At 51.8% G+C, this 23,319-nt stretch carries 20 protein-coding genes; 1 reads left to right on the forward strand and 19 read right to left on the reverse strand.

The features are described from left to right. Position 1 precedes the first annotated feature (1 nt). Together B5F07_RS13715 and iorA are read right to left on the reverse strand one after the other, a co-directional pair. The gene (locus tag B5F07_RS13715; RefSeq protein ID WP_087161847.1) at positions 2 to 589 is read right to left on the reverse strand and encodes an indolepyruvate oxidoreductase subunit beta; all 588 of its coding nucleotides are present in this window, start codon (positions 587 to 589) and stop codon (positions 2 to 4) included. Beyond that, positions 582 to 2,453: an indolepyruvate ferredoxin oxidoreductase subunit alpha gene (gene iorA, locus B5F07_RS13720; RefSeq protein WP_242972531.1), complete on the reverse strand. Its 1,872-nt coding sequence runs from the start codon at positions 2,451 to 2,453 to the stop codon at positions 582 to 584. The genes B5F07_RS13715 and iorA overlap by 8 nt, the downstream gene beginning before the upstream one ends. 314 nt (positions 2,454 to 2,767) lie before the next feature. On the opposite strand from iorA, the gene B5F07_RS13725 reads away from it, so the two are divergent. Next, on the forward strand, positions 2,768 to 3,634 hold the full coding sequence (locus tag B5F07_RS13725) for a class I SAM-dependent methyltransferase (RefSeq protein ID WP_087161848.1): 867 nt from the start codon (positions 2,768 to 2,770) through the stop codon (positions 3,632 to 3,634). Here B5F07_RS13725 and B5F07_RS13730 read toward each other — a convergent pair. From B5F07_RS13730 to B5F07_RS13810, 17 genes are all read right to left on the reverse strand, one after another. Beyond that, complete coding sequence (locus B5F07_RS13730) at positions 3,631 to 4,962, reverse strand: putative ABC transporter permease (RefSeq protein WP_087161849.1); 1,332 nt, start codon at positions 4,960 to 4,962, stop codon at positions 3,631 to 3,633. The genes B5F07_RS13725 and B5F07_RS13730 overlap by 4 nt on opposite strands. Positions 4,963 to 5,001: 39 nt before the next feature. Next, a complete protein-coding gene (locus tag B5F07_RS13735) occupies positions 5,002 to 7,536 on the reverse strand; it encodes an FAD-dependent oxidoreductase (RefSeq protein WP_087161850.1) in 2,535 nt (844 codons plus the stop codon). A gap of 153 nt (positions 7,537 to 7,689) precedes the next feature. Beyond that, on the reverse strand, positions 7,690 to 7,983 hold the full coding sequence (locus B5F07_RS13740) for a hypothetical protein (protein WP_087161851.1): 294 nt from the start codon (positions 7,981 to 7,983) through the stop codon (positions 7,690 to 7,692). 103 nt (positions 7,984 to 8,086) lie between these two features. After that, a complete protein-coding gene (locus tag B5F07_RS13745) occupies positions 8,087 to 8,728 on the reverse strand; it encodes an endonuclease III domain-containing protein (RefSeq protein ID WP_087161852.1) in 642 nt (213 codons plus the stop codon). A 103-nt stretch (positions 8,729 to 8,831) separates the two neighbouring features. Then, positions 8,832 to 9,815, reverse strand: a complete 984-nt coding sequence (locus tag B5F07_RS13750) for a putative ABC transporter permease (RefSeq protein ID WP_087161853.1) — start codon at positions 9,813 to 9,815, stop codon at positions 8,832 to 8,834. Between the two features lies 1 nt (position 9,816). Then, positions 9,817 to 10,263 carry a ribose 5-phosphate isomerase B gene (rpiB, locus tag B5F07_RS13755; protein WP_087161854.1) on the reverse strand — a complete coding sequence of 149 codons (447 nt, stop codon included), beginning with the start codon at positions 10,261 to 10,263 and terminating at the stop codon, positions 9,817 to 9,819. Positions 10,264 to 10,435: 172 nt separating this feature from the next. Continuing rightward, positions 10,436 to 11,509, reverse strand: a complete 1,074-nt coding sequence (locus tag B5F07_RS13760; protein WP_087161855.1) for a DnaJ C-terminal domain-containing protein — start codon at positions 11,507 to 11,509, stop codon at positions 10,436 to 10,438. 245 nt (positions 11,510 to 11,754) lie between these two features. Then, positions 11,755 to 13,188, reverse strand: a complete 1,434-nt coding sequence (gene gatB, locus B5F07_RS13765; RefSeq protein WP_087161856.1) for an Asp-tRNA(Asn)/Glu-tRNA(Gln) amidotransferase subunit GatB — start codon at positions 13,186 to 13,188, stop codon at positions 11,755 to 11,757. Between the two features lie 5 nt (positions 13,189 to 13,193). Further along, a complete protein-coding gene (gatA, locus tag B5F07_RS13770) occupies positions 13,194 to 14,669 on the reverse strand; it encodes an Asp-tRNA(Asn)/Glu-tRNA(Gln) amidotransferase subunit GatA (RefSeq protein WP_087161857.1) in 1,476 nt (491 codons plus the stop codon). Between the two features lie 23 nt (positions 14,670 to 14,692). After that, positions 14,693 to 14,986 (reverse strand): Asp-tRNA(Asn)/Glu-tRNA(Gln) amidotransferase subunit GatC, encoded by a 294-nt coding sequence (gene gatC, locus B5F07_RS13775; RefSeq protein ID WP_087161858.1) that lies wholly within the window; start codon positions 14,984 to 14,986, stop codon positions 14,693 to 14,695. Positions 14,987 to 15,010: 24 nt separating this feature from the next. Beyond that, a complete protein-coding gene (gene aspS / locus B5F07_RS13780) occupies positions 15,011 to 16,342 on the reverse strand; it encodes an aspartate--tRNA(Asn) ligase (RefSeq protein WP_087161859.1) in 1,332 nt (443 codons plus the stop codon). 544 nt (positions 16,343 to 16,886) lie between these two features. Beyond that, positions 16,887 to 18,182: a S41 family peptidase gene (locus tag B5F07_RS13785; RefSeq protein ID WP_087161869.1), complete on the reverse strand. Its 1,296-nt coding sequence runs from the start codon at positions 18,180 to 18,182 to the stop codon at positions 16,887 to 16,889. Positions 18,183 to 18,269: 87 nt separating this feature from the next. Next, on the reverse strand, positions 18,270 to 19,421 hold the full coding sequence (locus B5F07_RS13790) for a murein hydrolase activator EnvC family protein (RefSeq protein WP_087161860.1): 1,152 nt from the start codon (positions 19,419 to 19,421) through the stop codon (positions 18,270 to 18,272). Positions 19,422 to 19,432: 11 nt separating this feature from the next. Beyond that, a complete protein-coding gene (gene ftsX / locus B5F07_RS13795; protein ID WP_087161861.1) occupies positions 19,433 to 20,383 on the reverse strand; it encodes a permease-like cell division protein FtsX in 951 nt (316 codons plus the stop codon). Then, positions 20,373 to 21,059, reverse strand: coding sequence for a cell division ATP-binding protein FtsE (ftsE, locus tag B5F07_RS13800; protein ID WP_087161862.1), 687 nt, complete (start codon positions 21,057 to 21,059; stop codon positions 20,373 to 20,375). Before ftsE ends, ftsX begins: the two co-directional genes overlap by 11 nt. Positions 21,060 to 21,153: 94 nt before the next feature. Beyond that, positions 21,154 to 22,242, reverse strand: a complete 1,089-nt coding sequence (locus B5F07_RS13805; RefSeq protein ID WP_087161863.1) for a PucR family transcriptional regulator — start codon at positions 22,240 to 22,242, stop codon at positions 21,154 to 21,156. A 211-nt stretch (positions 22,243 to 22,453) separates the two neighbouring features. Further along, positions 22,454 to 23,131: a WecB/TagA/CpsF family glycosyltransferase gene (locus tag B5F07_RS13810; RefSeq protein ID WP_087161870.1), complete on the reverse strand. Its 678-nt coding sequence runs from the start codon at positions 23,129 to 23,131 to the stop codon at positions 22,454 to 22,456. Positions 23,132 to 23,319 lie beyond the last annotated feature (188 nt).

Genomic DNA, 23,319 nt, shown 5'->3' on the forward strand with positions numbered 1-23,319 from the left:
GTCACATGCCACCTGCCTCTCTGCCAAGCATGAGAGCCCTTTCGTTCAATTCGATATATTTTTCTTTTACATTTTTTCTCACCGCATCCAGCATCTCATCCGGCGTGATGCCAAGCACACCCGTCTGGGACGCCGCACCGAGCAGAACCACGTTGAGCACTTTCGGCGAACCAGCCTTCCGGCAGAGCTCATCGCCGTCAACTACAAGAAGTTTTCCCGTCTTTTTCTCCAGCCAGGAGATCATATCTTCCGCCCGGTATGCGTCTCCGCCCAGGCTGGCGGTTACAGGTTTTACGATCTTCCGGTCCGCGATCACCATGCCGCCCTTTTTCAGATAGGGCAGGCAGCGCACCGCCTCTCCGGGTTCAAATGCCAGAATCACATCCGCCGTTCCCTCCGGAATCTGAGGAGAATAAACTTCATCCCCGATACGCACATGGCTTACCACTGAACCGCCTCTCTGTGCCATTCCTATGGTCTCTGTGGTCCTGACAAAATATCCTTTTTCCATTGCCGCGAAAGCGATCAGACGCGAAGCGAGCACCACGCCCTGGCCTCCCACTCCGCAAAGCAGACAGTTCTTATTCATTTTCCTTCACCTCCCCGATCGCCTGGAACGGGCATACATAAGAACATACGCCGCATCCGTAGCAGAGCGTCTCATCGATCTTCACCGTATCTCCCTCTGTCACGATGGCCGGACATCCCAGTTCCCGCACGCATACCTTGCATTTTCTGCAGGCGTCCTGATTGACCGTATATGTATTCTGCGGCTTTGTCACCGCGATACAGGGCGACTTGAAGATCACGGCGCGCACGCCTGTCCCGGCAGCCGCTTCCTGTACTGCCTTCACCGCATCCGGAAGGATCAGGGGATCCACCTCGTAAATCTGCTCCACGCCGATTCCCTCCAGAATCCTGCGGATACTGATCTTCGCCGCCACTTCTCCCATGATCGTCTTCCCGGTGCCCGGATGGGGCTGATGGCCGGTCATGGCTGTAGTCGAGTTGTCCAGCACTACAAGTACAATGTCATTCTTATTATATACCGCATTTACAACTCCCGTGATTCCGGAAGCAAAGAATGTGGAGTCCCCGATAAAGGCAAAATTGACTGAATCCGGCTCAACCGCCTGAAGTCCCTGGGCAATGGTAACGCCCGCCCCCATGCACAGGCAGGTGTCCACCATATCGAGGGGTTTCGCATTTCCCAGTGTATAGCATCCGATATCACCACAGAATACCGCTTTCTTTCCTTTCATTGCCTTCTTCACCGCGTAGAATGACGCACGGTGAGGACACCCGGCGCAGAGAACCGGCGGACGGACCGGAAGAGCGGGCTGCTCTCCGTTATCTGCAGCTGCATCAGCTTTCTCCGGGGCTGCAGACTGTGCATCTGCTGCTTCCGTCTTCCCGCCTGCAGACTCTGCCGTAAATACATCCGCGCCAAGGAATCCTTCCAGATCTTTGCGGATGCTCTCAGAGCTGTTCTCCCCGGCGTTTTTCGTATGTCCTGTCAGTTTTCCGCAGATCTGCACCGGAAGATGGTATTTCCCCGCCACTCTTAAGAGTTCCCGCTCAATCATCGGGTCCAGCTCCTCGAGGACAAGCACCTCATCCATTTCTTCCATAAATTCCTTTGCCAGCCGCTCCGGGAAAGGATGGGGTGTGGAAATCTTCAGGAGAGGCACTCCCTCCGGCAGGACTTCCCGCGTGTATGCATAACTGATTCCCGCTGTCACAACGCCCTTCTTTCCGCTGCCCGGAAGGACGAAGTTTCTCTCATAATCCGAGAGCGTCTCGGAGAGCTCTGCATTTCTCTTCTCAATCTTTACGTGATTCAGATAGGACGTACGCGGGAAAATAACCCACCGCATGGTATCCTTTATAAAGCCTTCCGGCTCAGCCACTTCCATATCCGGAAGCAGTTCTATGCTCGCACAGGAGTGACAGACTCTCGTGGTCGGGCGGAAGAGCACCGGCGTCTGGTATTTTTCCGAAAACTCAAACGCCTCTCCGATCATGACATACGCCTCCTCCGGGGAGGACGGATCAAAAACCGGAAGCTTTGAAAACTGTCCGAAAGTCCGAGTATCCTGCTCGGTCTGGGAGGAAATCGGGCCCGGATCATCCGCAGACACAATCACCATGCCGCCTTTCACGCCCATATAGGCAAGGCTCATCAGCGGATCGGAAGCCACGTTAAGCCCCACCTGCTTCATCGTCACGATGGTGCGGGCCCCCGCATATGCCGCGCCTGCGCCCACCTCCATGGCAGCCTTTTCATTTACCGACCACTCCACATGGAAATGGCCGTCGTTATGTTTTGCTATTGTCTCCAGGATCTCCGTGGACGGCGTCCCGGGATACCCTGCCGCCATCCGGACACCGGCGCGGACGGCCCCCAGGGCAATCGCCTCGTTTCCCATGGCAAGTATTCTTTTCTCCGACATAATCTGTCTCCTTTATCGTGTTATTGATTTCTTTATTTCCTAAAATTATAAAGCTCACTTTTAAGCCCACTTTTGGTTTCTTTTCAGCCCCCGCCAGGGTAATATGGGGCAGTACAGCCGGAACCTGGCGGACGTGTAAAAAACCACCACTTTTGTATTTTAACACAGGAAAGTATCAATGGGAACATATTTTCCGCTCTTTTTCCTTCCGGGATTCTGTGATATAATCAGATGAAATCTATCGTCACGCCGCAGCAGGCGGCTTTCATTCAGAGAAACGGCTGTTCTGCAGCCAAAGAAAGGATACATATAACATGTGGATTGCAGATAAATGGAAAGATTATGAAGTCATAGACTGTTCAAAAGGTGAAAAACTGGAGAGGTGGGGAGACTATATTCTCGTCCGCCCCGATCCTCAGGTCATCTGGGATACTCCCAGGAAGGCTCGTGGCTGGAAACACAGAAACGGACACTACCACCGCAGCAAGAAAGGCGGCGGAGAATGGGAATTTTTCGATCTGCCCGAGCAGTGGCAGATTCATTACGGGGACCTGACTTTCAACCTGAAGCCGTTCAGCTTCAAGCACACGGGACTTTTCCCGGAGCAGGCCACCAACTGGGACTGGTTTTCCGGGAAGATCCGCCGTGCCGGGCGGCCGGTAAAAGTGCTCAACCTTTTCGCCTACACCGGGGGAGCCACACTTGCCGCTGCCGCTGCAGGGGCGCAGGTCACCCATGTGGATGCCTCGAAAGGAATGGTAGGATGGGCGAAGGAGAACGCCGTCTCCTCCGGTCTGAAGGACGCCCCCATCCGCTGGCTTGTAGATGACTGTGTGAAATTCGTCGAGCGGGAAATCCGCCGGGGGAACACTTACGATGCCATTATCATGGACCCGCCTTCCTACGGAAGAGGGCCCAAAGGCGAGATATGGAAGATCGAGGATATGATCCATCCTCTGATAAAGCTCTGCACGAAGATTCTCTCCAAAGACGCCCTGTTCTTCCTGGTCAACTCCTACACCACCGGCCTTGCGCCCGCGGTGCTGACCTATATGATCGCCACGGAACTGGCGCCCTGGAAAGGTCATGTGGAGTCCCAGGAAATCGGGCTTCCGGTGACGGAGTCCGGACTTGTGCTGCCCTGCGGCGCCTCCGGAAGATGGGAGCGCGACGGGCTCTAATCCGTCAGCTTCAGGTTCGGATACCTGCTCTCGATAAATGAATCCGGGAAATATTCATCCAGCATATCTCCCACCACTGACGGCTGTGCGGTTCCGCCCTGCCGGGCAGAATACCTGGCAAGGGCAAGCCCCGTCACAGCGACATTGACCACCATGAACACAATCAGCACATTGCAGAGGATTTTGCCGGCGCGTGCCGGTATCTTCTCGATCCACCGGGAGAGCACCGGATAGACTCCCTTCATCCAGATCACCGCCGCAATTCCCCAGAAAAAGCAGTACAGCAGATTGATGCGTCCGCCCAGGTTGAAGGGGATCGCACTGTAATCCCAGAACACGGTCCCGAAGGCGAGTTCTGTAAATACGCTGCATATGTACTCATAGGCTCCTCCCAGTACGGTGCCGAACACGAAAATATACCGGTCGCTTCTGTCTCTGTACTGGTAGAGGATCCAGGTGAGGAGCATGCACGCCAGCCCCCAGACGATGCTGAACTGACCAAACACCAGACTGCTCCTGCTCATCAGCTCTCCTGTCGTGATCAGGCAGAACACGGTCTCCACCAGATCTCCCAGAAAGGCGCTGACAAAGAAGATGGCTGTCAGTTTATAAAAACTGCACCCTTCTGCAAAAGGTTTCGCCTGCCGGGACTCCTCTGTTCTTCCAAGGACTGCTCCTGCCTTTTCCCGCACTTCTTCCAGGTTGGGAAACGCATTGACCATACGCCCCTGAATCCGCCGGGTCATCCGGTTCTCCAGAATTACCGATGTTTTCCGCAGCTCATCTGTGATCTGCCCGATCCTGCTGCCCTTTTTCCGCAGTCCCAGGACCGCCAGTCCCGAACCGATAAAATCGACCATCAGCAATCCCATGCCGATACCCAGAATGATATGCCCCACCAGGCCGGGGATCAGGGAAATGACGCGGACGAACAGGGGATTGAAAATGCGGATCATCAGCACCGCACCGACGCCCCATGCGAGTGAACTTTTCAGGCTGACATAGCCGTCCAGATTAAATCGATCCTTCGAATAATCCCACCACTTCCGGTGAAAGATCTTCTCCATGGTTCTTCCGGTCAGATATTCCACAAAACTGGTGACGATCATTCCGCCGATGAAAAGGAAGAAGAGTCTGTCATGCAGCTCCGGCAGGAATACTGCCACCGCCACAGCGCCCGCTCCGTAGACCGGGCAGAGCGGTCCGTTTACAAATCCCCGGTTTACGAATCTGTGTTTCCGGACCGCGGCAGCAGCCACTTCCCCTGCCCATCCGATAAAGGAATATATGAAAAACATCCATATCAGCTTATATATAAAGTCTGTCATCGTAATGTATACCCTTCTGTTATCTTATTGTATATCTGCTCACTTCATCACTTCTTTATAGGAAGCATGTTTTTCCAGGGCTTCCGTCATTTTCGCCATCTCCGAGAGATCGCCCATGAGGATCACGCCGCAGAGCCTGTTGTTGAGGAAATAATATTTCCGGTACTGTCCTTTCCCCATATCCTTGAATTCCACGGTTTTATACAGCAGGTTCGGATTCTTCCCGTTGTCTCCCGCCGCGAAAAGCGCCGTATTCATCCCGTGGAAAGTCAGCGCTGCCGCTACCGGCTCATACTCGAGAGCCTCCCCTGCCGCATTCGCTCCGGCAATCCTGCCCTGTTCCACAGCTTCCGGCCAGATGGCATAGTTGAGGCCCTGGTATTCTGCGCAGTCGCCGCACGCATATACGAACGGAAGGCTTGTCTCCATGCGGCTGTTGACCACAACTCCCCGGTCAGTCTGTGCCCCTGTCTGTGCGGCAAGTCCGGCATTTGCCCTGACTCCCGCGGAGATGATCACCAGATCCGCCGGGCAGACCTCTCCGTCAGAGAGCCGTACTCCGGTCACATGATCCGTGCCCTCGACCGCTGCCACGCTGACGCCGGTCCGGATCTCCACGCCGTTTTTCCGTGCCGTCTCCTTAAGGATCTCCGCCGACTCGCTGTCAAGCTGACGTCCCATCAGAACCGGAGCCACTTCCAACACCTGTACGTCCAGGCCGCCCTTTTTCAGTTCCCAGGCAGCTTCCAGACCCAGCACGCCTCCGCCGATCACTACGGCTTTTTTTGCTTCTTTCATAATATTTTCTACTTTTTCCACATCTGACAGTCTGCGGATAGCCACAACCTCGGGAAGCGTATTCCCTTCCATTGGCGGGATAAAACATTCACTTCCAAGCGCATAGATCAGCCTGGTGAAATGGAGCCTTGCCCCGTCGTCGAGAACGACTTCTCCCGCCTTCATATCTATCGAAGATACGCTCTTTCCAAGAATCTGATATACCTGATTTTTCTCGTACCATTCCTGTCCTTCTATGGCGATCTGCTCCGCACTTAAACCTGCCACAATGGACTTTGTCAGCATGGGACGGTTGTAGGAAGGATAGGGTTCGTTGGAGATCATGGTGACTGCGCCGGTCTTGTCCCTCTCTCTTATGGCTTTCGCCGCGTTGAATCCCGCCGCGCCGTTTCCGAGGATCACATAGTATTCTTCCGTGTTGTTCACAAATCCCGTCTCTTCCACTTCCACCGGAACAAAGTTTTCCTTACCCACGCCGCACACCGGGCAGACCTCCAGGGAAGAATCGAAGATCTCACCGCAGACAAGGCATTTTACAAGAGATCTTGTCCCTTTCTTCTGCGGTTTTACAGGCTCCTTATTCTGCACCAGGCAGCCGAACTGATAGCCGTACTCATAGGCGCTGACAAGATCCGCTTCCGACGGTTTGAAACGGACACGGAACCCTTCGGAGACTTTCATCTTCAGCTGACGAAGTCTCTGGGTGATATTCGGCACGCCCTCGCCGCTCCAGCCGTAGCTTCCGAAAGCTCCTGCATATTTTCCTCCATGGGTAGCCGGGAACATGGCCAGAGTCAGATCCCAAATCGGTTTCAATGCCTCGCCCACAATCGTGGGGGTGCCGAGAAGGATTCCGTCCGCGAACAGAAGCTCCTCATTGACTTTCGCCGGATCCGCTTCCACCATGTCGTAGGAACGCACATCCACATCGCCGCTGTCTTTCACGCCTTCCGCGATTTTCTCTGCCAGCGACTTTGTATAGCCGTAGGCGCTTACATAGGGAATGATCACCGTTTTCCGGGGATTCGGATTCACCACGGTGGACCACTGTCTGTACTGGCTCATCACCTGACGGATCCTGTCGCCCACAAGAACCGGCCCGTGTCCCGTGCATACCATGGAGATGTCCATATTTTCCACACGGTCAAGAGCTTTGAGCATATACGGCTTAAAGGGTCCGATGATACAGTCGTAATAATATTTCAGTGCCTTCTGGTAGTCCTCCTCATTGGTAATCGCAGTGGAGACAACCTCCGGCAGACAGTAATGGGATCCGAAGGAATCACAGGTCACAAGGATCTGTTCCTCTTCAATGAATGTATACATTGTATCCGGCCAGTGCAGGTTCGGCACAAACATGAAGCGGAGCGTCCGGTTTCCGATGGTCATCTTCTGTCCGTCCCGTGCAGCGATGCCGACAAAATCACGGTTGACGATCTCTTTCAGGAATCCCAGGGCACAGCCTGTGGCAACAATCTTCATCTGCGGGCTGTAATCAAGCAGCCTCTCCACGCTTCCCGCATGATCCGGCTCCGTGTGGCTGACAATCAGGTAATCGATCTTTCTGACGTCGATTACTTCCTCCAGCTTTTCCATATATTCGTCAAAGAATTTTACCTTTGCCGTCTCAAAAAGGACAACCTTGTCCCCCGCCTTCATCACATAGGAATTATACGTGGTTCCGAATTCCGTGTACATAATGATGTCGAATACTCTCAGTTTGTCATCGATAATTCCCGTCCAGTAGAAATTGTCCCGCAGTCTGATACTTTTCATGTTTCCTGTCCTCCATTCTTTTCATAATAAAATGCTGTTATCCACAGCACATCCGTGTGCATTTACAGAAAAAGAGACTGCCGCAGCAGCGAGGGCTCTTTCGAAATCCTTGTTGCTGCGGCAGTTCTCTGTGCTGTCATTCAAATACCTGTGCTATCTTGCTCTGCCGGCCATGCGGCTTCTCTCTTTTCTGCTGTCATGCTTTACACCAAACAGGAATGTGGTCTTGTTCTCTTCTTTCAGCTCTTCCTGTCTGCTGTATCTTACATTGCGGAGCGTCTCTGCAAACATTCTCTGCCAGGTCTGTATCCTTGCCGACATGCTTGGTTTTTTCAGCAATTCTTCCATGCTGTGTGTATCAACATAAATCTGATACTGGGTCACAACCCAACAGAGAAGAAGAAAGGTAACCGCAAGTAAAACCGTTGCAATGTAAACTTCCGTCATACTGATCCTCTCCTCTCTGTTTCTGTTTAACTTCATTGTAGAGCTTCGGGGAGGATTAGTCAATATTTTCTGACATTTTCTTCTATTTTATTCGTTTTTTCAGTTATTTTTCCACGCCGACTTTTTTACAGATATCCGCCAGGCAGCATTTATCACAGTGCGGCTTTGTCCTTGCCGTACAGACGTCCCTGCCGTGATAAACGAGACGGTGGCAGAAATCGCTTCCCTCTTCCGGAGGGATGATCTTCCAAAGTGCCATCTCCACCTTTTTCGGCTCTTTGATGCCGTCCACCAACCCGATCCTGTTGACCAGGCGGATGCAGTGGGTATCCGTGACAATGGCAGGCTTTCCGAACACATCTCCCATAATCAGGTTGGCGCTCTTCCTTCCCACGCCCGGAAGCTTCAGCAGCGCGTCGAAATCATCAGGCACCTTTCCCCCGTACTCATCACGGATCATCTTCATGCAGTCGCTGATATCCCTCGCCTTGCTTCTCCCCAGTCCGCAGGGTCTTACAATCTCTTCAATATCATCCACATCCGCATCTGCCAGTGCATTGACATCCGGATATTTTTCATAAAGTCCTTCCACCACCACATTGACGCGGGCGTCCGTACACTGTGCTGCCAGCCTTACACTGACAAGCAGTTTCCACGCCTGATCATAGTCAAGCGTACACCCCGCATCCGGGTATTCCTTTTTCAGGCGCTCTATCACTTCCAGAGCACGCTGCTTCTTTGTCATCTGTATCACTCCTCATGTCATTCTATTCTGTCGTCTGTCAGCCCGTCATCCATTCCCGGCATCTATCTGTCAGTCATCCATTCCCGGCGCATCTTTCAGTCCGTCAATCCTTCCTGTCATCTGCCAGACGGCGCAGTTCCTCCAGGGCCTCTTTAAATTTTACGGAAGCCGCCGTGGGGTTCCTGCGCAGGATTCCCGCTGCACGGAGATAATTCCGGTCCGTACGGCTCCTCATTTTTTCAAATTCGCGGCGGATCGTCTTTTTCATGTTCTCAAGTTCTTCCATCTGCAATTTCCCGGACATTTTTTCCAGCTTTGCCGGAATCTCTTCCTGGACAATCTGCTCTGCCCGCTCATACATCCTGGCAAGCTGTTCCCGCCGCGCTTCACGCAGTGCATGGAGCTTCGCAAGATAAGCCTCTTTTCTAGAACGCTGCTGTTCCTCCCAGGATTCGGAGCGCTTCCTGATATCCTCCCGGATATCCGCACGCATTTCCTCTGTCGTCAGTTTCAGCCGTTCCTGAACCGCGCGGATCTGCTCTTTGCTCTCTTCAAGCTGTACAAGGATCCGCTTCATATCCATGGCCTCGTTGAAAGCCTGGGTGAAATCCACCGCTGCAGCCGCAGTCAGCAAAAACGCAAGGACATCTGCCGCCGTATCCGGGATCCGCAGCACCGCACTTTCTACCGGCAGATGCACCACACGGATGAGAAGCACGGAAAAGCAGCCCCAGCACAGGGAAGCTCCCAGACAGATATAGCCGTTCAGATTGATTTTTGTGTTCGAATAATCCCAGTACCGCACATGAAAAAGTCTTTCCATGACTGCCCCGGTAAAATATTCCAGTATCGTGGCGCCCGCCATTCCCATGATAAATACCAGGACCGGATTCTCCCGAACGCCGATAGTACTGACAAGGATCACCAGTGCGCCGGAACCGTACAGGGGCAGCATCGGTCCGTGCATGAAACCGCGGTTCACCCACCTGCGCTTTTTCACAGACACATAGCAGCTCTCCCAAACCCAGCCGACAAAACTGTAGAAAAAGAAAAACAGGATCCACTGGCTTAACTCATATGTGTGCATGCTAGTCCTCTTTGTCTTCGATAGCCATGATCATATCCACTCTTCTCTGATGCCTTCCGCCTTCGAACTCTGTCTCAAGCCATGTGTCCACAATCATCTTGGCAAGCTCCGCGCCCACCACTCTGGCGCCGAAAGCGAGAATATTGCAGTTGTTGTGGGCTCTTGCCATCTTCGCGGTAAAAGGCTCGCTGCACACCGCGGCGCGGATTCCCTTCACCTTGTTTGCCGCAAGCGAGATTCCAAGGCCTGTGCCGCAGATCAGGATCCCCTGTTCTACCTCCCCGGATACAACCGCACGGGCAACCGCTTCCCCGTACACAGGGTAATCGCAGCTCTCCGGCGAGTTCGTCCCGAAATCAACAACTTCATGCCCTTTCTCCTTCAGATGCTCTATGATTTCCGCTTTCAGTTCCAGTGCGGAATGATCGTTTCCTATACCGATTTTCATAACAGTTATCCCCTTCCTTATCTTTCGGTTTCCCGATAAGACCATAATAACAAATTCGTCCGGTGAAAGCAACCGAGGGATGTGTTAATAAGAAGATATTAAAAAGAAAAACGGTGCGTGAGAGATGCTTCTGAAAAAAATCTCTCACGGCACCGTTCAGGGAGCCTTTTTATTATGCTGTTCTGGCGCGTCCTGCAGACACAGCCTCGAATTCTCTTAATTTCTGTTTTGCCTCGGCGCTTAAATTCCTCGGCACGTCGATCTGCACGGTCACATATTGGTCACCGTGTACCTGTGGATCTTTCATGGAGACAATCCCCTTGCCTCTCAGGCGGATCTTCGTTCCGGACTGGGTGCCCTCACGGATCTTGCAGAGCACGTTGCCGTACAGAGTGTTCACCACAGCCTCGCCGCCGAACACTGCGGTTGTAAACGGTACGGAAACCGTCGTATAGACGTCCATTCCCTTCCGTTCAAATCCCGGTTTTTCAGCGACCTTTACTTTCAGGAAGAGGTCGCCGTTCTCACCGCCGTTGACCCCCGGATTCCCTTTCCCTTTCAGACGGATACTCTTTCCCGTATCGATTCCCGCAGGGATGTGGACTTTAAGCGACTGCGTGCCGCCCTTGCCGTCCGGGCTCTGGATCCGGATTACCTTATCGCATCCGAAAGCCGCCTCGTCAAAGCCTACGGTAACTTCCGCATTCAGATCGGAACCCTTTGAGCGGAAACTGTCCTGACCGAAGCCTCCGTAAAATCCGCTGTTCCCACCGTAGTTTTTCCCGCTGAATCCACTGCCTGAAAATCCGCCAAATCCGGAACTCTGGCGCTTTCCGGTTCCGCCGTGGTTGAAAATATCGCCGAATATATCGTTGAACATATCGTCCATATTGCCGCCTTCAAAGTGATACTCCGTGTATCCGCCTCCCGGGCCGCCATAAGTCTGACGGTATGTTCCGCCGGAAAACGGACCGCCGGAATATGCTCCTCCTGCTCCGCCGTAAGTTCCTGACGTCTGGTCGAAAGCCGCATGGCCGAACTGATCATAAAGTTTCTTCTTTTCGGGGTCGCTTAATACATTATATGCTTCTGTAACTTCCTTAAATTTCTTCTCAGCATCCGCATCTCCTGGGTTAGTATCCGGGTGATACTTTTTCGCCAGTTTACGGTATGCTTTTTTTATCGCTGACGCATCGGCGCTTTTACTGATGCCGAGCACCTCGTAGTAATCTCTCTTTGCTGCCATCCTCATCACCCTCCTGTTATACTGACATTTCTCTGCTGTTTCTATCTGAAATCTGCAGGCTGATTTCTGTCCGGAAATATCCCGTTTCCACCTGCGCAGATTCTTTCACACATAGGAAACCCCCGGGAACACTCCCGGGGATCAGAAATCAACTGAACATGACGCACAGGATCTCCGCCTCTGTGGTTTTTGTTCTATCTGTAATATAGCAAATATTTTTAGCACTGTCAAGCCCGGAGTGCTAATTATGAGAGCAGTTCTCTCAGAAGTTCCTGCACCTTTCCAGGATTTGCCTTGCCTTTCATGGCTCTCATGGTCTGTCCCATCATGGCTCCAAGCGCTTTCTCCTTGCCGCCTTTGAAATCTGCCACAGCCTGGGGATTCTCCGCGATCACACGCTCCACCGTCTCCCGGAGGGCGCCTTCGTCGTTTACCATCTTCAGGCCGTTCTCTTCCACATATTTCTCCGGATCAACATCCTCGAAGAAGATCTTCTCAAACACATCTTTCGCCACGGAACTGTTGATGGTTCCCGCATCGGCGAGATCGATCAGTTTCGCCAGGTTCTCCGGAGAGAATTTCAGATCCTGGGGTTCCATATCCTGTTCTTTCATCAGGCGGAACGTCTCGCCCATAAGCCAGTTCGCCACTTTTTTCGGCTTGCCGCAGATAGCGGTGGTCGCCTCGAAAATGTCTGCCATCCTCTTGGACTCTGTTATGATCTCCGCGTCATACTGGGGGATGTCGAACTCTTTCTTATACCGTTCCAGCTTCTCCGAACGCAGTTCCGGCTGCTGTGCCTTAATCCGCGCAATCCACTCGTCGCTGATCACGATGGGCACAAGGTCCGGCTCCGGGAAATACCGGTAGTCCTGGGCGTCCTCCTTGGAACGCATGGCATAGGAGTGTTCCTTGTTGTCATCCCAGCGGCGGGTCTCCTGAACCACTTCTTTTCCCGCCTCAAGGAGCTCGATCTGACGCTCCCGCTCGCCCTCGATAGCGTGGCTGATCGCTTTAAAAGAGTTCAGGTTCTTCATCTCTGTCCTTGTCCCGAACGTCTCTGTTCCAACTTCCCGCACAGACAGGTTGACATCCGCACGCATGGAGCCCTCCTGCAGCTTGCAGTCCGACGCCCCGAGATACTGCACGATCATGCGCAGTTTTTCCAGATAGGCGATCACTTCGTCAGCGGAGCGCATATCCGGCTCGGAAACAATCTCCACAAGGGGAACGCCGCTTCGGTTGTAATCCACAAGGGAAGTGTCGTCCCACTCATCGTGGATCAGTTTTCCGGCATCCTCCTCCATGTGCATCTCATGGATGCGGACTTTCTTTGTGCCTCTTCCCGTCTCGATCTCCACATATCCGTCCCGCGCAATGGGAAGATAGAGCTGGGAGATCTGGTAGTTCTGCGGGTTGTCCGGATAGAAATAGTTCTTCCGGTCAAACTTGCACACCTGGGTAATCTTACAGTTTGTCGCAAGACCGATTGCCATGGCATATTCCACTACCTGTTTATTCAGAACCGGAAGAGAGCCGGGCATACCCGTGCAGACCGGACAGGTATGGGTGTTCGGCGCCCCGCCGAACTCGGTGCTGCATCCGCAGAAAATCTTCGTCTTTGTCGCCAGTTCGATATGAACTTCCAGACCGATCACTGTCTCATACTGTTTTGCCATCGCTCCTACGCCTCCTTTCCGATCTGTGCCGGGGCTTCATACTGTTTCTTTGTGGCACACTCATAGGTGTACGCCGCCCGGATCAGTGTCTTCTCTTCAAATACATTTCCGATCAGCTGCATTCCCACCGGAAGGCCTTTGCTGTCCTTTCCCACAGGCACGCTGATTCCCGGCAGACCTGCCAGGTTGACGGAAATGGTGTAGATATCGCCCAGATACATTTTCATCGGATCGCTTAAGCTCTCTCCCAGCTTCGGGGCTGTAGTCGGAGCCGCAGGTCCGAGAATGATATCATATTTTTCAAATGCTTTGTCAAATTCTTTCTTGATCAGCGCCTTTGTGCGCAGCGCTTTCAGATAATACGCATCGTAATAGCCGGAGCTTAATACAAAGGAGCCCAGCATGATCCTTCTCTTCACCTCTGCGCCGAATCCCTCGGAGCGCGTCTTCTTGTACATGTTGTGGAGACCTTCGTACTCTTCCGTCCGGTATCCGTACTTCACGCCGTCAAACCGCTCCAGATTGGAGCTCGCCTCCGCCGCCGCAATGGTATAGTAGGCGGGGATGGCATATTTTACCAGACCAAGGTCAAAAAACTCTACAGAAGCGCCGCATGCTTCCAGCACCTTCGCCGCATCCATAACCGCCTTCTTCACTTCTTCGTCGAGGCCCTCCCCCACGTAATCTCTGGGAATGCCGATCTTTAAGCCCTTTACATCCTCCACAAGGGCGGAAGTAAAATCATAATCCTCCCGGGCAACCGATGTGCTGTCTTTTGTGTCGTGGGAAGCGATCACCTCAAGGATGGCCGCGCAGTCTGACACATCTTTGGCGATCGGTCCGATCTGGTCAAGGGAAGAACCGTATGCCACAAGCCCGTAGCGGGATACCGTTCCATAGGTCGGCTTCATTCCGACCACTCCGCAGAAAGAACTGGGCTGACGGATGGAACCGCCGGTATCCGATCCCAGAGCGTAATAGCATTCCTGTGCTGCCACCGCTGCGCAGGAACCGCCGGACGAACCGCCCGGCACATGCTCTGTGTTATGGGGGTTCATGGTCGGTCCGTACCAGGAAGTCTCTGTCGTGCTTCCCATGGCGAACTCATCCATGTTGGTCTTTCCGATGATCACCGCTCCCGCCTTCTTCAGGTTTTCCACTGCTTCCGCCGTATAGGTCGGTTTAAAATTGGAAAGGATCCTGGAACTGCACGTTGTGAGCTGTCCCTTAATACACATATTGTCTTTCACCGCAACGGGAACTCCCGCCAGAGGACCGGTAAGTTCTCCCGCATCAATTTTTTTCTGTATTTCCTCCGCCTGCGCGAAGGCTCCCTCCTCGTCCACCGTCACGTAACTGTGGATAAGGGGTTCTGCTTCTCTGATCTGTTCTATCACAGCGCGGACCGCTTCTTTAACCGAAACTTCTCCGGCCTGTATTTTCCTGCCCAGTTCAAGGGCAGTCAGTTTTAATAATTCCATATTTTCTGCCGCCTTTCTCTGATCTACCCGATTGTCCTCGGCACCTCAAAGCTGTCTTCCTTCCGCTGAGGTGCGTTCGCCAGAGTCTCCTCGTGATTGTCTCCGTTTGTGACCACGTCCTCCCGGAACACGTTGTTCACCGGAAATACGTGGGACATAGGCTCAATCCCCGTGGTGTCCAGTTCATTGAGAGTATCAATATAGTCGAGCATCTTTTCCATATCGGCCTTCGCCGCTTCCTTCTCCTCATCCGAGAGCTCGAGTTTTGCAAGAATGCCTACATATTCAATGGTTTCGTCTGATATTTTATTTGCCATGTCAAACCGCCTTTCTGTCCGTTACTATGGTTCCAGTCTGCTTAAATCTCTCGGGAAAAGGGTTGTCTCGCGGACGTTGTCCTCTCCCACCAGTTTCATGGTGAGACGCTCCATTCCGATGCCCAGTCCCCCGTGAGGCGGCATTCCGTGTTTGAATGCGCTTAAATACTGTTCCATTCCTTCCTCTGTCATGCCACGCTTTTCCATCTTCTCAAGCAGCATGTTGTAGTCGTGGATTCTCTGGCCGCCTGTAGTAATCTCCATTCCCCGGAAGAGCAGATCAAAGCTCAGGGTGTATGTGGGATCCTCCGGATCGTCCATCGCATAGAAGGGGCGCTTCTTTGAGGGATAATGTGTCACAAAGACAAAGTCTGCATCCCATTTTTCCTTTGCATATCTGCTGATCAGCACTTCTTCCTCCGGTTCCAGGTCGTAGGGGCTTCTGATCTTTCTGCCGTATTCCTCGGAGACGAGGCGCTTGATCTCGTCAAATCTCACAGCCGGGATCTCGTCTGTCTTCGGCAGTTCGACGGAGAGAAGCTTCAGCTCTTTTGCGTACTCCTTCTCCAGCAGCTTCATGGTGTACTGGAGAAATCCAGTCTCCATTCCCATCAGATCTTCAAATCCGTCTATATATCCCATCTCGAAATCGAGACTGGTGTACTCGTTCAGATGGCGTTTCGTATTGTGCTTCTCCGCCCGGAATACCGGCGCTGTCTCGAACACCCGGTCAAATACGCCGACCATCATCTGCTTGTAAAACTGCGGGCTCTGCTGAAGGACCGCCGGTCTGTGGAAATAGTCCAGACGGAAAAGGTTCGCTCCTCCTTCGGCGCTCTTCGCCCCGATCTTCGGCGTGTGAATCTCCGTAAATCCTTCCTGATAAAGGAAATCCCGGAATCCTCTGACGATGCCTTCCTGAATTCGGAACTTCGCGCGCTCGCGGACATTTCTCAGGGAAATTGCCCGGTAGTTCAGTTTCGCCTCAAGGGAAGTGTTCATCTTCCACTTGGAGATGGGAAGCGGCATGGGTTCTGCAGGCTCGCTTAAAACTTTCACCGTGTCCAGACGGATCTCGATTCCGTTCGGCGCTTTCTCCGACTCTGTCAGCGTTCCCGTCACTTCTACCGTATCAGCTTCCTTCAGTTCTTTGAGGTCGAACTTCGTCACACCTTCCTCATATACACACTGCAGCAGACCCTCTCTCTTGCGGAGAATTACAAACGCCACATTTCCCATATCGCGGATCGTGTGTACGGCTCCGTTTACCTTTACCTCTTTCCCGCTCATGCCTTCAGCGAGCAGTTCGCCAATTTCCAGTGTTTCCTCTTTTTTTACTCCTTTTACAAGCTCCATGATTGTTTCTCCTTTCAGATGCTCACCCCGGGACTTCTTCTGTTCAGACGCTCTGGAGCGCCGTGCTAACCTCGATTCCGCTTCGCTTCATCTCGGTCGCGGGCTTTCGCCCTATACGAATCATTGCCTGAACGCGAAAAGTCCCGGGATACTTAAGTATCCCGGGACGGAAATTATCAAGATAAAATCCGCGGTACCACCCGCATTGAACCCCTGACTAAGCTCGAAAACACCTCGCCAAGTGATCAGGGTTCCTCTCTTTTGCATGTAACGTATGCTACACGTACTGCCCTACTTAAGTTCAGACAGTCAGCTCCCAAGTGTTCCCGTTATATCCTCCGCTGTCCGGCGCTCTCAGTCGGTGACGCCAACTTCCTGTCAGTTTCTGAATATAAGAGTCTTGTTCACAGCCTTTGCCAATTTTAACACTTTAGTCTGTTAAAACTTGGTTCCAATAATACCACAGGCTTTTTGAAATTGCAAGAGGAATTTTTTTGAAATTTTCCGATATCAGATTTGTTTCCCCCTTCAACTTGATACTTCTTTACTCCATCTCTTCTCTCACTGTGGAAATCGCCGCATCAAGCTGATTATCCCCCTCCGGATTATCTGCGTCGTATACATATTGCACTTCCACATCCGGCTCCACGCCTGTTCCGTTGATACTCCTGCCGCTGGGAGTAAAATATTCCGCAATGGTGAGTTTCAGGCAGGTGCCGTCGCCAAGAGTGATGAGCTGCTGGACAACTCCTTTTCCGTAGGTTGTCACACCCACGATCCTGCCTGTGCCATAGTCCTGGATGGCGGCGCTGAAGATCTCGGACGCGCTTGCGCTGTACTGGTTGACAAGCACGGCAAGGGGTTTCGTAAATTCATTTTCCCCGTCGCATGTAAGCTCTTCTGAATTCCCGTCCTTATCTTTTATCGAAACGATAGTTCCTTCCGGAAGAAGAAGCCTGAGCATATCTGTCACGGTATCCAGGTTTCCGCCCGGATTGTTTCTCAGGTCAATCACAAGACCCTCCATCCCCTGGTTTTCCAGATCATCCAGCGCCTCTTTGAACTGGTCATATGTCACTTCATCGAACTCGCTTACCGCAATATAACCGATCTGATCCTCCTTCATCTCGTACTCAACGGTCTGCATCTCGATAGTATCGCGGACTGCCGTCAGTTCAAGCTGCTCTCCGTCCCGCTCCACATAGAGCGTAACTTCCGTGCCTTTTTCCCCTTTTACCCAGGATACGACTGTTTCAAGACTCTCGCCGTCAACCGGTTTGTCATCCACCTGACAGAGGATATCCCCTGCCTTCATTCCCGCTTTATCCGCCGGGGAGTCCTCATATACGTCGGTCACCGTGATCGTTCCGCCGCCGGCCGCCTGGCTCATGGTCGCACCGATTCCGGAAAACTCTCCGCTGGTGGACTCGAACAGAGCCTTTGTCTCCTCCTCGCCGTAATAAACCGTATAGGGATCTCCAAGGGCCGCCGCATAACCGGAATATATGCCGTCAATCAGCGCATCCTCGTCGATCTCATCCTCATACAGATAATACTTGTCAATCAGCGCGTTAAGCTGATCCAGTTTGTCTGCCACGTCCTTCTCCGTAATCTCACCGGTGGCAAAGCTTCCATGTACTCTGTCCGCAATTGTCCAGACACCCCAGATACAGATAAGGATTACCAGTGCTGCCGCCAGCCCTGCCAGGATCCCGGCTCTGAAACGGTCGTCTGTTTTCTCCCCGCCGGATGCACTACTGCGCACGCCGGAATCGGCATTCACTTCCTTTCCTTCTGTCTCTCTGTTCTCATCTTCATGATTTCTGTTTTCATGATTCATATTTTCTGCTCCTGTCTTTTCTGTTTTCAAAAAAAGGACAAAGCAGAACACTTTCTCTGCTTTGTCCTCCCTCTTTCCTGATACCTGTTACAGATATTTGTCCGGATTCACCGGCGTCCCGTTTTCCTCCACCTGGAAATGGAGATGGGGTCCTGTAGATCTTCCGGTGCTTCCAACCCAGCCTATCTGTTGTCCTTTTTCCACATGCTGTCCTGCACTCACGCAGATATTCACATGATGCATGTACTTTGTCACCAGTCCGTTTCCATGGCTGATCACCACGTAATTTCCGGCTGTGTTACTGTAAGTTGCCGTGATGACGGTTCCTGATGCCGCCGCATATGTAGGCGTCCCCACGGGAGCCGCGTAGTCATTTCCGGCATGGGGCGTGGAACTGAAAGACCGCACCTCCCCAAAATAACTGGACTGCCGGGTCATTCCCGGGCAGGGATGAGTAAAGTACCCGTTTCCGCTTACCACATTGCCGGTATAGGAACCGGAATAGCCTCCGTTCTGTGCCGCCTGTGCTGCCTGTGCCTCTTTTTCCTCCTGACGGCGCTTTGCATCCTCGGCCTCCTGGCGGAGTTCTTCCAGTTTTTCGGCATTGGCGTCGATCTGGCTCTGGATCTCGGCGAGCTGAGCCTCATTGCTTTCCAGAAGAGTCTGCACTTCCTCCTGCTGCGAAACAAGGCTGGTCTGAAGTACATTCAGCTCCTCATACTCTGTCTGAAGGGCTGCTTCCTTCTCCTCCACCTGCTTTACCGTCTCCTGATAGCGGATCAGTTCGTTCCTGTCATACTCGGAAAGCTGTGTCACATACTCCGCGTTGTTCAGGAATTCACCGATGCTCTGGCTCTGCATCAGGACTTCAAGCATCCCGATACCTCCGCTCTCATACATAAATTTTATGCGGATTTTCATACTTTCATACTGTTCATTTTCATCCACACGGGCCTGGATCAGTTCTTCCTCCGCAGCCTCGATCTCAGCCTCTTTTGCCGTAAGTTTTTCCTGAGTCTCGTTCATATCGGCTATAATGCCGTCAAGCCTGGCCGAAAGTGACTCATGGTCCGCCTCCGCTTCCTGTCTCTGCTGTTCCAGAGCCTGAGCTTCATTCTCGGCGTCCTCCACCTTCTCCTGGGCTTCCTGTACTTCATCTGCACTTACGCGCATCACGGAACCTGCACACAGTATAAAAACCATCGCCGCGCATACTGTTCTTCTCATCCGTTTTCTCATAGGGCTTCCTCCTATACCTTGAGGTGCTTGCGTACAGTAAAGAAACTTCCCAGAAATCCGATGCCGATACCCATGGCAAGGCCGATCGGCAGCAGATACCGGTATACCGTTCCAACCGGAAGGAAATCAATAATATTCTGCAGGATACTGAACTTTGTCATAATGTACGTCACCGCCCGCTCATAGAGAACATAAAGAAGTCCGAGCGGTATCGCCGCGCCGACCAGTCCGATGATCAGACCCTCGATCACGAACGGAGACCGGACAACAAAGTCTTTTGCCCCGATGTATTTCATAATGGCGATCTCTTCCTTCCGGACAGTGATACCCATCGTTACGGTATTGCTGATCAGGAAGATGGAAACACCGAAAAGGAGTGCAATGATCGCAATAGACACATACGCCACCAGAAGGTTGATGCTGGAAAGCGTATTTGCCACCACATCCGACTTGTTTACACTGCGGACTCCGTCCAGGCTCTGGGCGAACTGAACCAGTTCTTCCTGGGTCTCCGAGAGGGAACGGCTCTTTGCAATGATACTCTCATCGTCGTCCGTTGTCTCCATATAGACCTCATAGTTATCCGAAGTGGCAAGAGGGTTGTCATCCGCGAACCCTTCGGCAAGTTCCGGGTTGTCCCCGAAATACTGCTCCTGGAATTCCTCCCATGCCTCGTCCGCAGAGACGTAGACAACGTCGGCAACTCCCTCTCTCTTTCTAAGCTGATCCCCGATCTCCTTCTTCTGCTCGTCGGTGGCATCCTCATCGAAAAACACTGTGATGGCAACTCCCTCTTCCGCCATCCTTATGATATACTGAAAGTTTACAAGTATCGAAAAAAACAGTCCGAACAGGAAGATACACGCTGACATCGTGGCAATGGACGCGAGTGAAAACATCTTGTTGCGCCAGATATTCTTGACTCCCTGCTTTCCTACGTATCCTAATGTACTAATCCTCATCTATATACCCACCTTTTTGTTCATCACTGACAATTACGCCCTGTCTCATCGTAATCACACGCTCGTTCATCTCATTGACAATCTCCTGGTTGTGCGTAACGACAAGCACCGTTGTTCCTCTCTCGTTCGCCTCTTTCAGAAGACTCATGATCTCCCATGAATTCGTGGGATCAAGGTTTCCTGTCGGCTCATCAGCCAGCAAAATGGCAGGTTCATTCACGATTGCCCTGGCGATCGCGACGCGCTGCTGCTCTCCTCCGGACAGCTCCCTCGGGAAAGACTTGTACTTCTGCGCCAGACCTACAAGCGAGAGCGCCGCCGGAACTTTCTTCTTGATGATCCTTGTCGGCGTCTCCGTCACCCGCAGGGCAAAAGCGATATTCTCATAGATATTTCTGTCTTTCAGAAGTCTGAAATCCTGAAAGACAACTCCCAGCCCCCTTCGGTACTTCGCAATATTGCGATGTCTCATACGATTCAGATTCTGTCCGTTCACGATGATGGTTCCCTCGGTCGGATTCAGCTCCTTCATAATAAGACGGATCAGAGTAGACTTTCCGGAACCGCTGTCCCCGACTATGAAGACGAATTCCCCACGTTCGATCTTCACAGAGACTCCGTTAAGGGCGGCATTTCCCTTGGAATACTCCTTCTTTACGTTTCTTAATTCAATCATATGTGCCTCCTAATTATTCATACTCCTGGTAATATATATACCGGACCGCAGAGAGCCTCCGCTCCCTCCCGGAGCGGCCCCGTTCTTCCGGAGATCAGTACTCCAGCGATTCCATGTATTTCATATACTTCACGACCATCAGCGCGATCTTGAACGTGATCGCATCCTCAAAGACGCGAAGATCCAGACCGGTGCTCTTCTGGAGCTTGTCCAGTCTGTATACAAGAGTATTTCTGTGAATATAAAGCTGCCTGGACGTCTCTGACACATTAAGGCTGTTCTCAAAGAATTTATTGATCGTCGTCAATGTCTCCTCGTCAAATTCGTCCGGAGATTTCCCCTCGAAAATCTCTTTGATAAACATCTTGCACAGCGGAATCGGAAGCTGATAGATCAGACGTCCGATGCCAAGAGTCGTAAACGCCACGATATCCTTCTCGTCAAAGAAGATCTTGCCGACGTCAAGGGCAAGCTTCGCTTCCTTGTACGATTTGGAAACTTCCTTGATATCGCCCACAATGGTGCCGTATGCTATACGGATATGCTCTTCGCCTCCCTCATTCTTAAGTGTCTCCATCATATCGGCAGCCATCTTCTCGAGTTCTTTGTTGCCATCCTTCTCGGAAAGTTCCTTCACCACGATGATATTCTTCTCATCCACAGCGGTGATAAAATCTTTGGATTTCCCGCCAAGAAGATTCCTCACATTCTCGAGCGCGGCGTTATCCTTCTCGTGCGATGTTTCAATAATAAAGATAACACGTTTTACTTCTGTGTCAATATGTAATTTTTTCGCGCGGTTATAAATATCTACCAGAAGAAGGTTGTCAAGCAGCAGGTTCTTGATGAAATTATCCTTGTCAAACCGCTCTTTATAGGCTACCAGAAGACTCTGGATCTGGAATGCCGCAAGCTTGCCCACCATGTAGACATCCTCGTTCTCGCCGTCTGCCAGGAGCACATACTCCAGGCGCTGCTCGTCAAAGATCTTGAAGAACTGGCACCCCTGAATCACCTGGCTGTCCGCCGGAGACTCCACAAAGGGCAGCACCGCGCTGCTTAACCCCTGCGCCTCAAAAGTAGATGCCAGCTCTTTTCCCTCCGTGTCCAGCACGCAGAAGTCAATTCTGGAAATTCCCTTTAATCCCTCAATCGTGTTTTGTAGTATCTGATTCGAAATCATCCTTTTCCCTCCAGTTCCCGGGCTATTCCATGTACACTTTTCACAAATTTTACACCCGAAAAAATATTCCGTTCTCATATACAAATTCTATACTAAGGCAAAACAGCAAAAAAAGAAAGAGGAAATCCATTTTTTTTATGCATTTCCTCAAATCTTTTACAAAAAATTCACAATTTCACCCTTATACATTCTACACAAAGGCGCTTTTTCCTCATCTCTCTTCGCGCTGCTGGAGTTCCACCGAACGCCGGAACATCCTGCAGAGGAAAAAATGCCGGATCCGCTTTGACAGCTTGCGTTCATCATAGCTCTGCCAGAGAGCACTCCCGCATCCCAGCCAGACCTTTGCGTTGAGCAGCGGCCGGTTCCGGGCGATGAACTCTTCCTGATAGGGAGATGGAAGCACCGAAAGGATACAATCAGTCTCAGTTCCGTTAATGTCATTGATTACATTCTCTTCCAGATTGTCCTGCGGCTGAAGCAGTGCATGTCCGGTGAAACGGATTCCACGGTTGAAATGACGTACCGCATCCTCCACCCGGAGCATCTCTTCTTCCGACTCTGCCAGAAGAAATACTCTCTTATGGCTCTTCTGCAGATATTTCATAAACATTTTCAGAAACGTGCGTTCTCCTGCATCTTTGACTTTTGTTCTGTCACCGACCTGTGCCGCCTCGAGGATCTCCGCCTCTCCCGGCAGAAGCATCTGGAGCCTGCCCGTCATCTCCTGCCACTGCGGATCATCCTGTCCATTCATGAGCATGTTCATGGATATGAGTTCCACCGCATCCAGGGCATCGTTTTCAAAGAACTGCAGCACGTTGATCATGGCTTCTTTCGCAGTCAGGCAGTCCAGCTCTACCCCTAATACTTTGATCTTCTCTTCCATATATATCACCTTTAAGTCTCTTCCCAGTCGTTCAATTGTACCAAAAAAATGCCGATTTGTAAACACTGTTTGTCGGCCGGCAGTTTTAAACGGTGAAATATTTTTGCCTGCCATATGCCAATGAATTTCATAAGAAAAAATAAGTTATCCACAACACTTGCTATTCTTCCGAAGTTATCCACTTTTAA

Origin of the sequence: Lachnoclostridium sp. An169 (assembly GCF_002160525.1) — a bacterium.
Classification (GTDB): Bacteria; Bacillota; Clostridia; order Lachnospirales; family Lachnospiraceae; genus Mediterraneibacter; species Mediterraneibacter cottocaccae.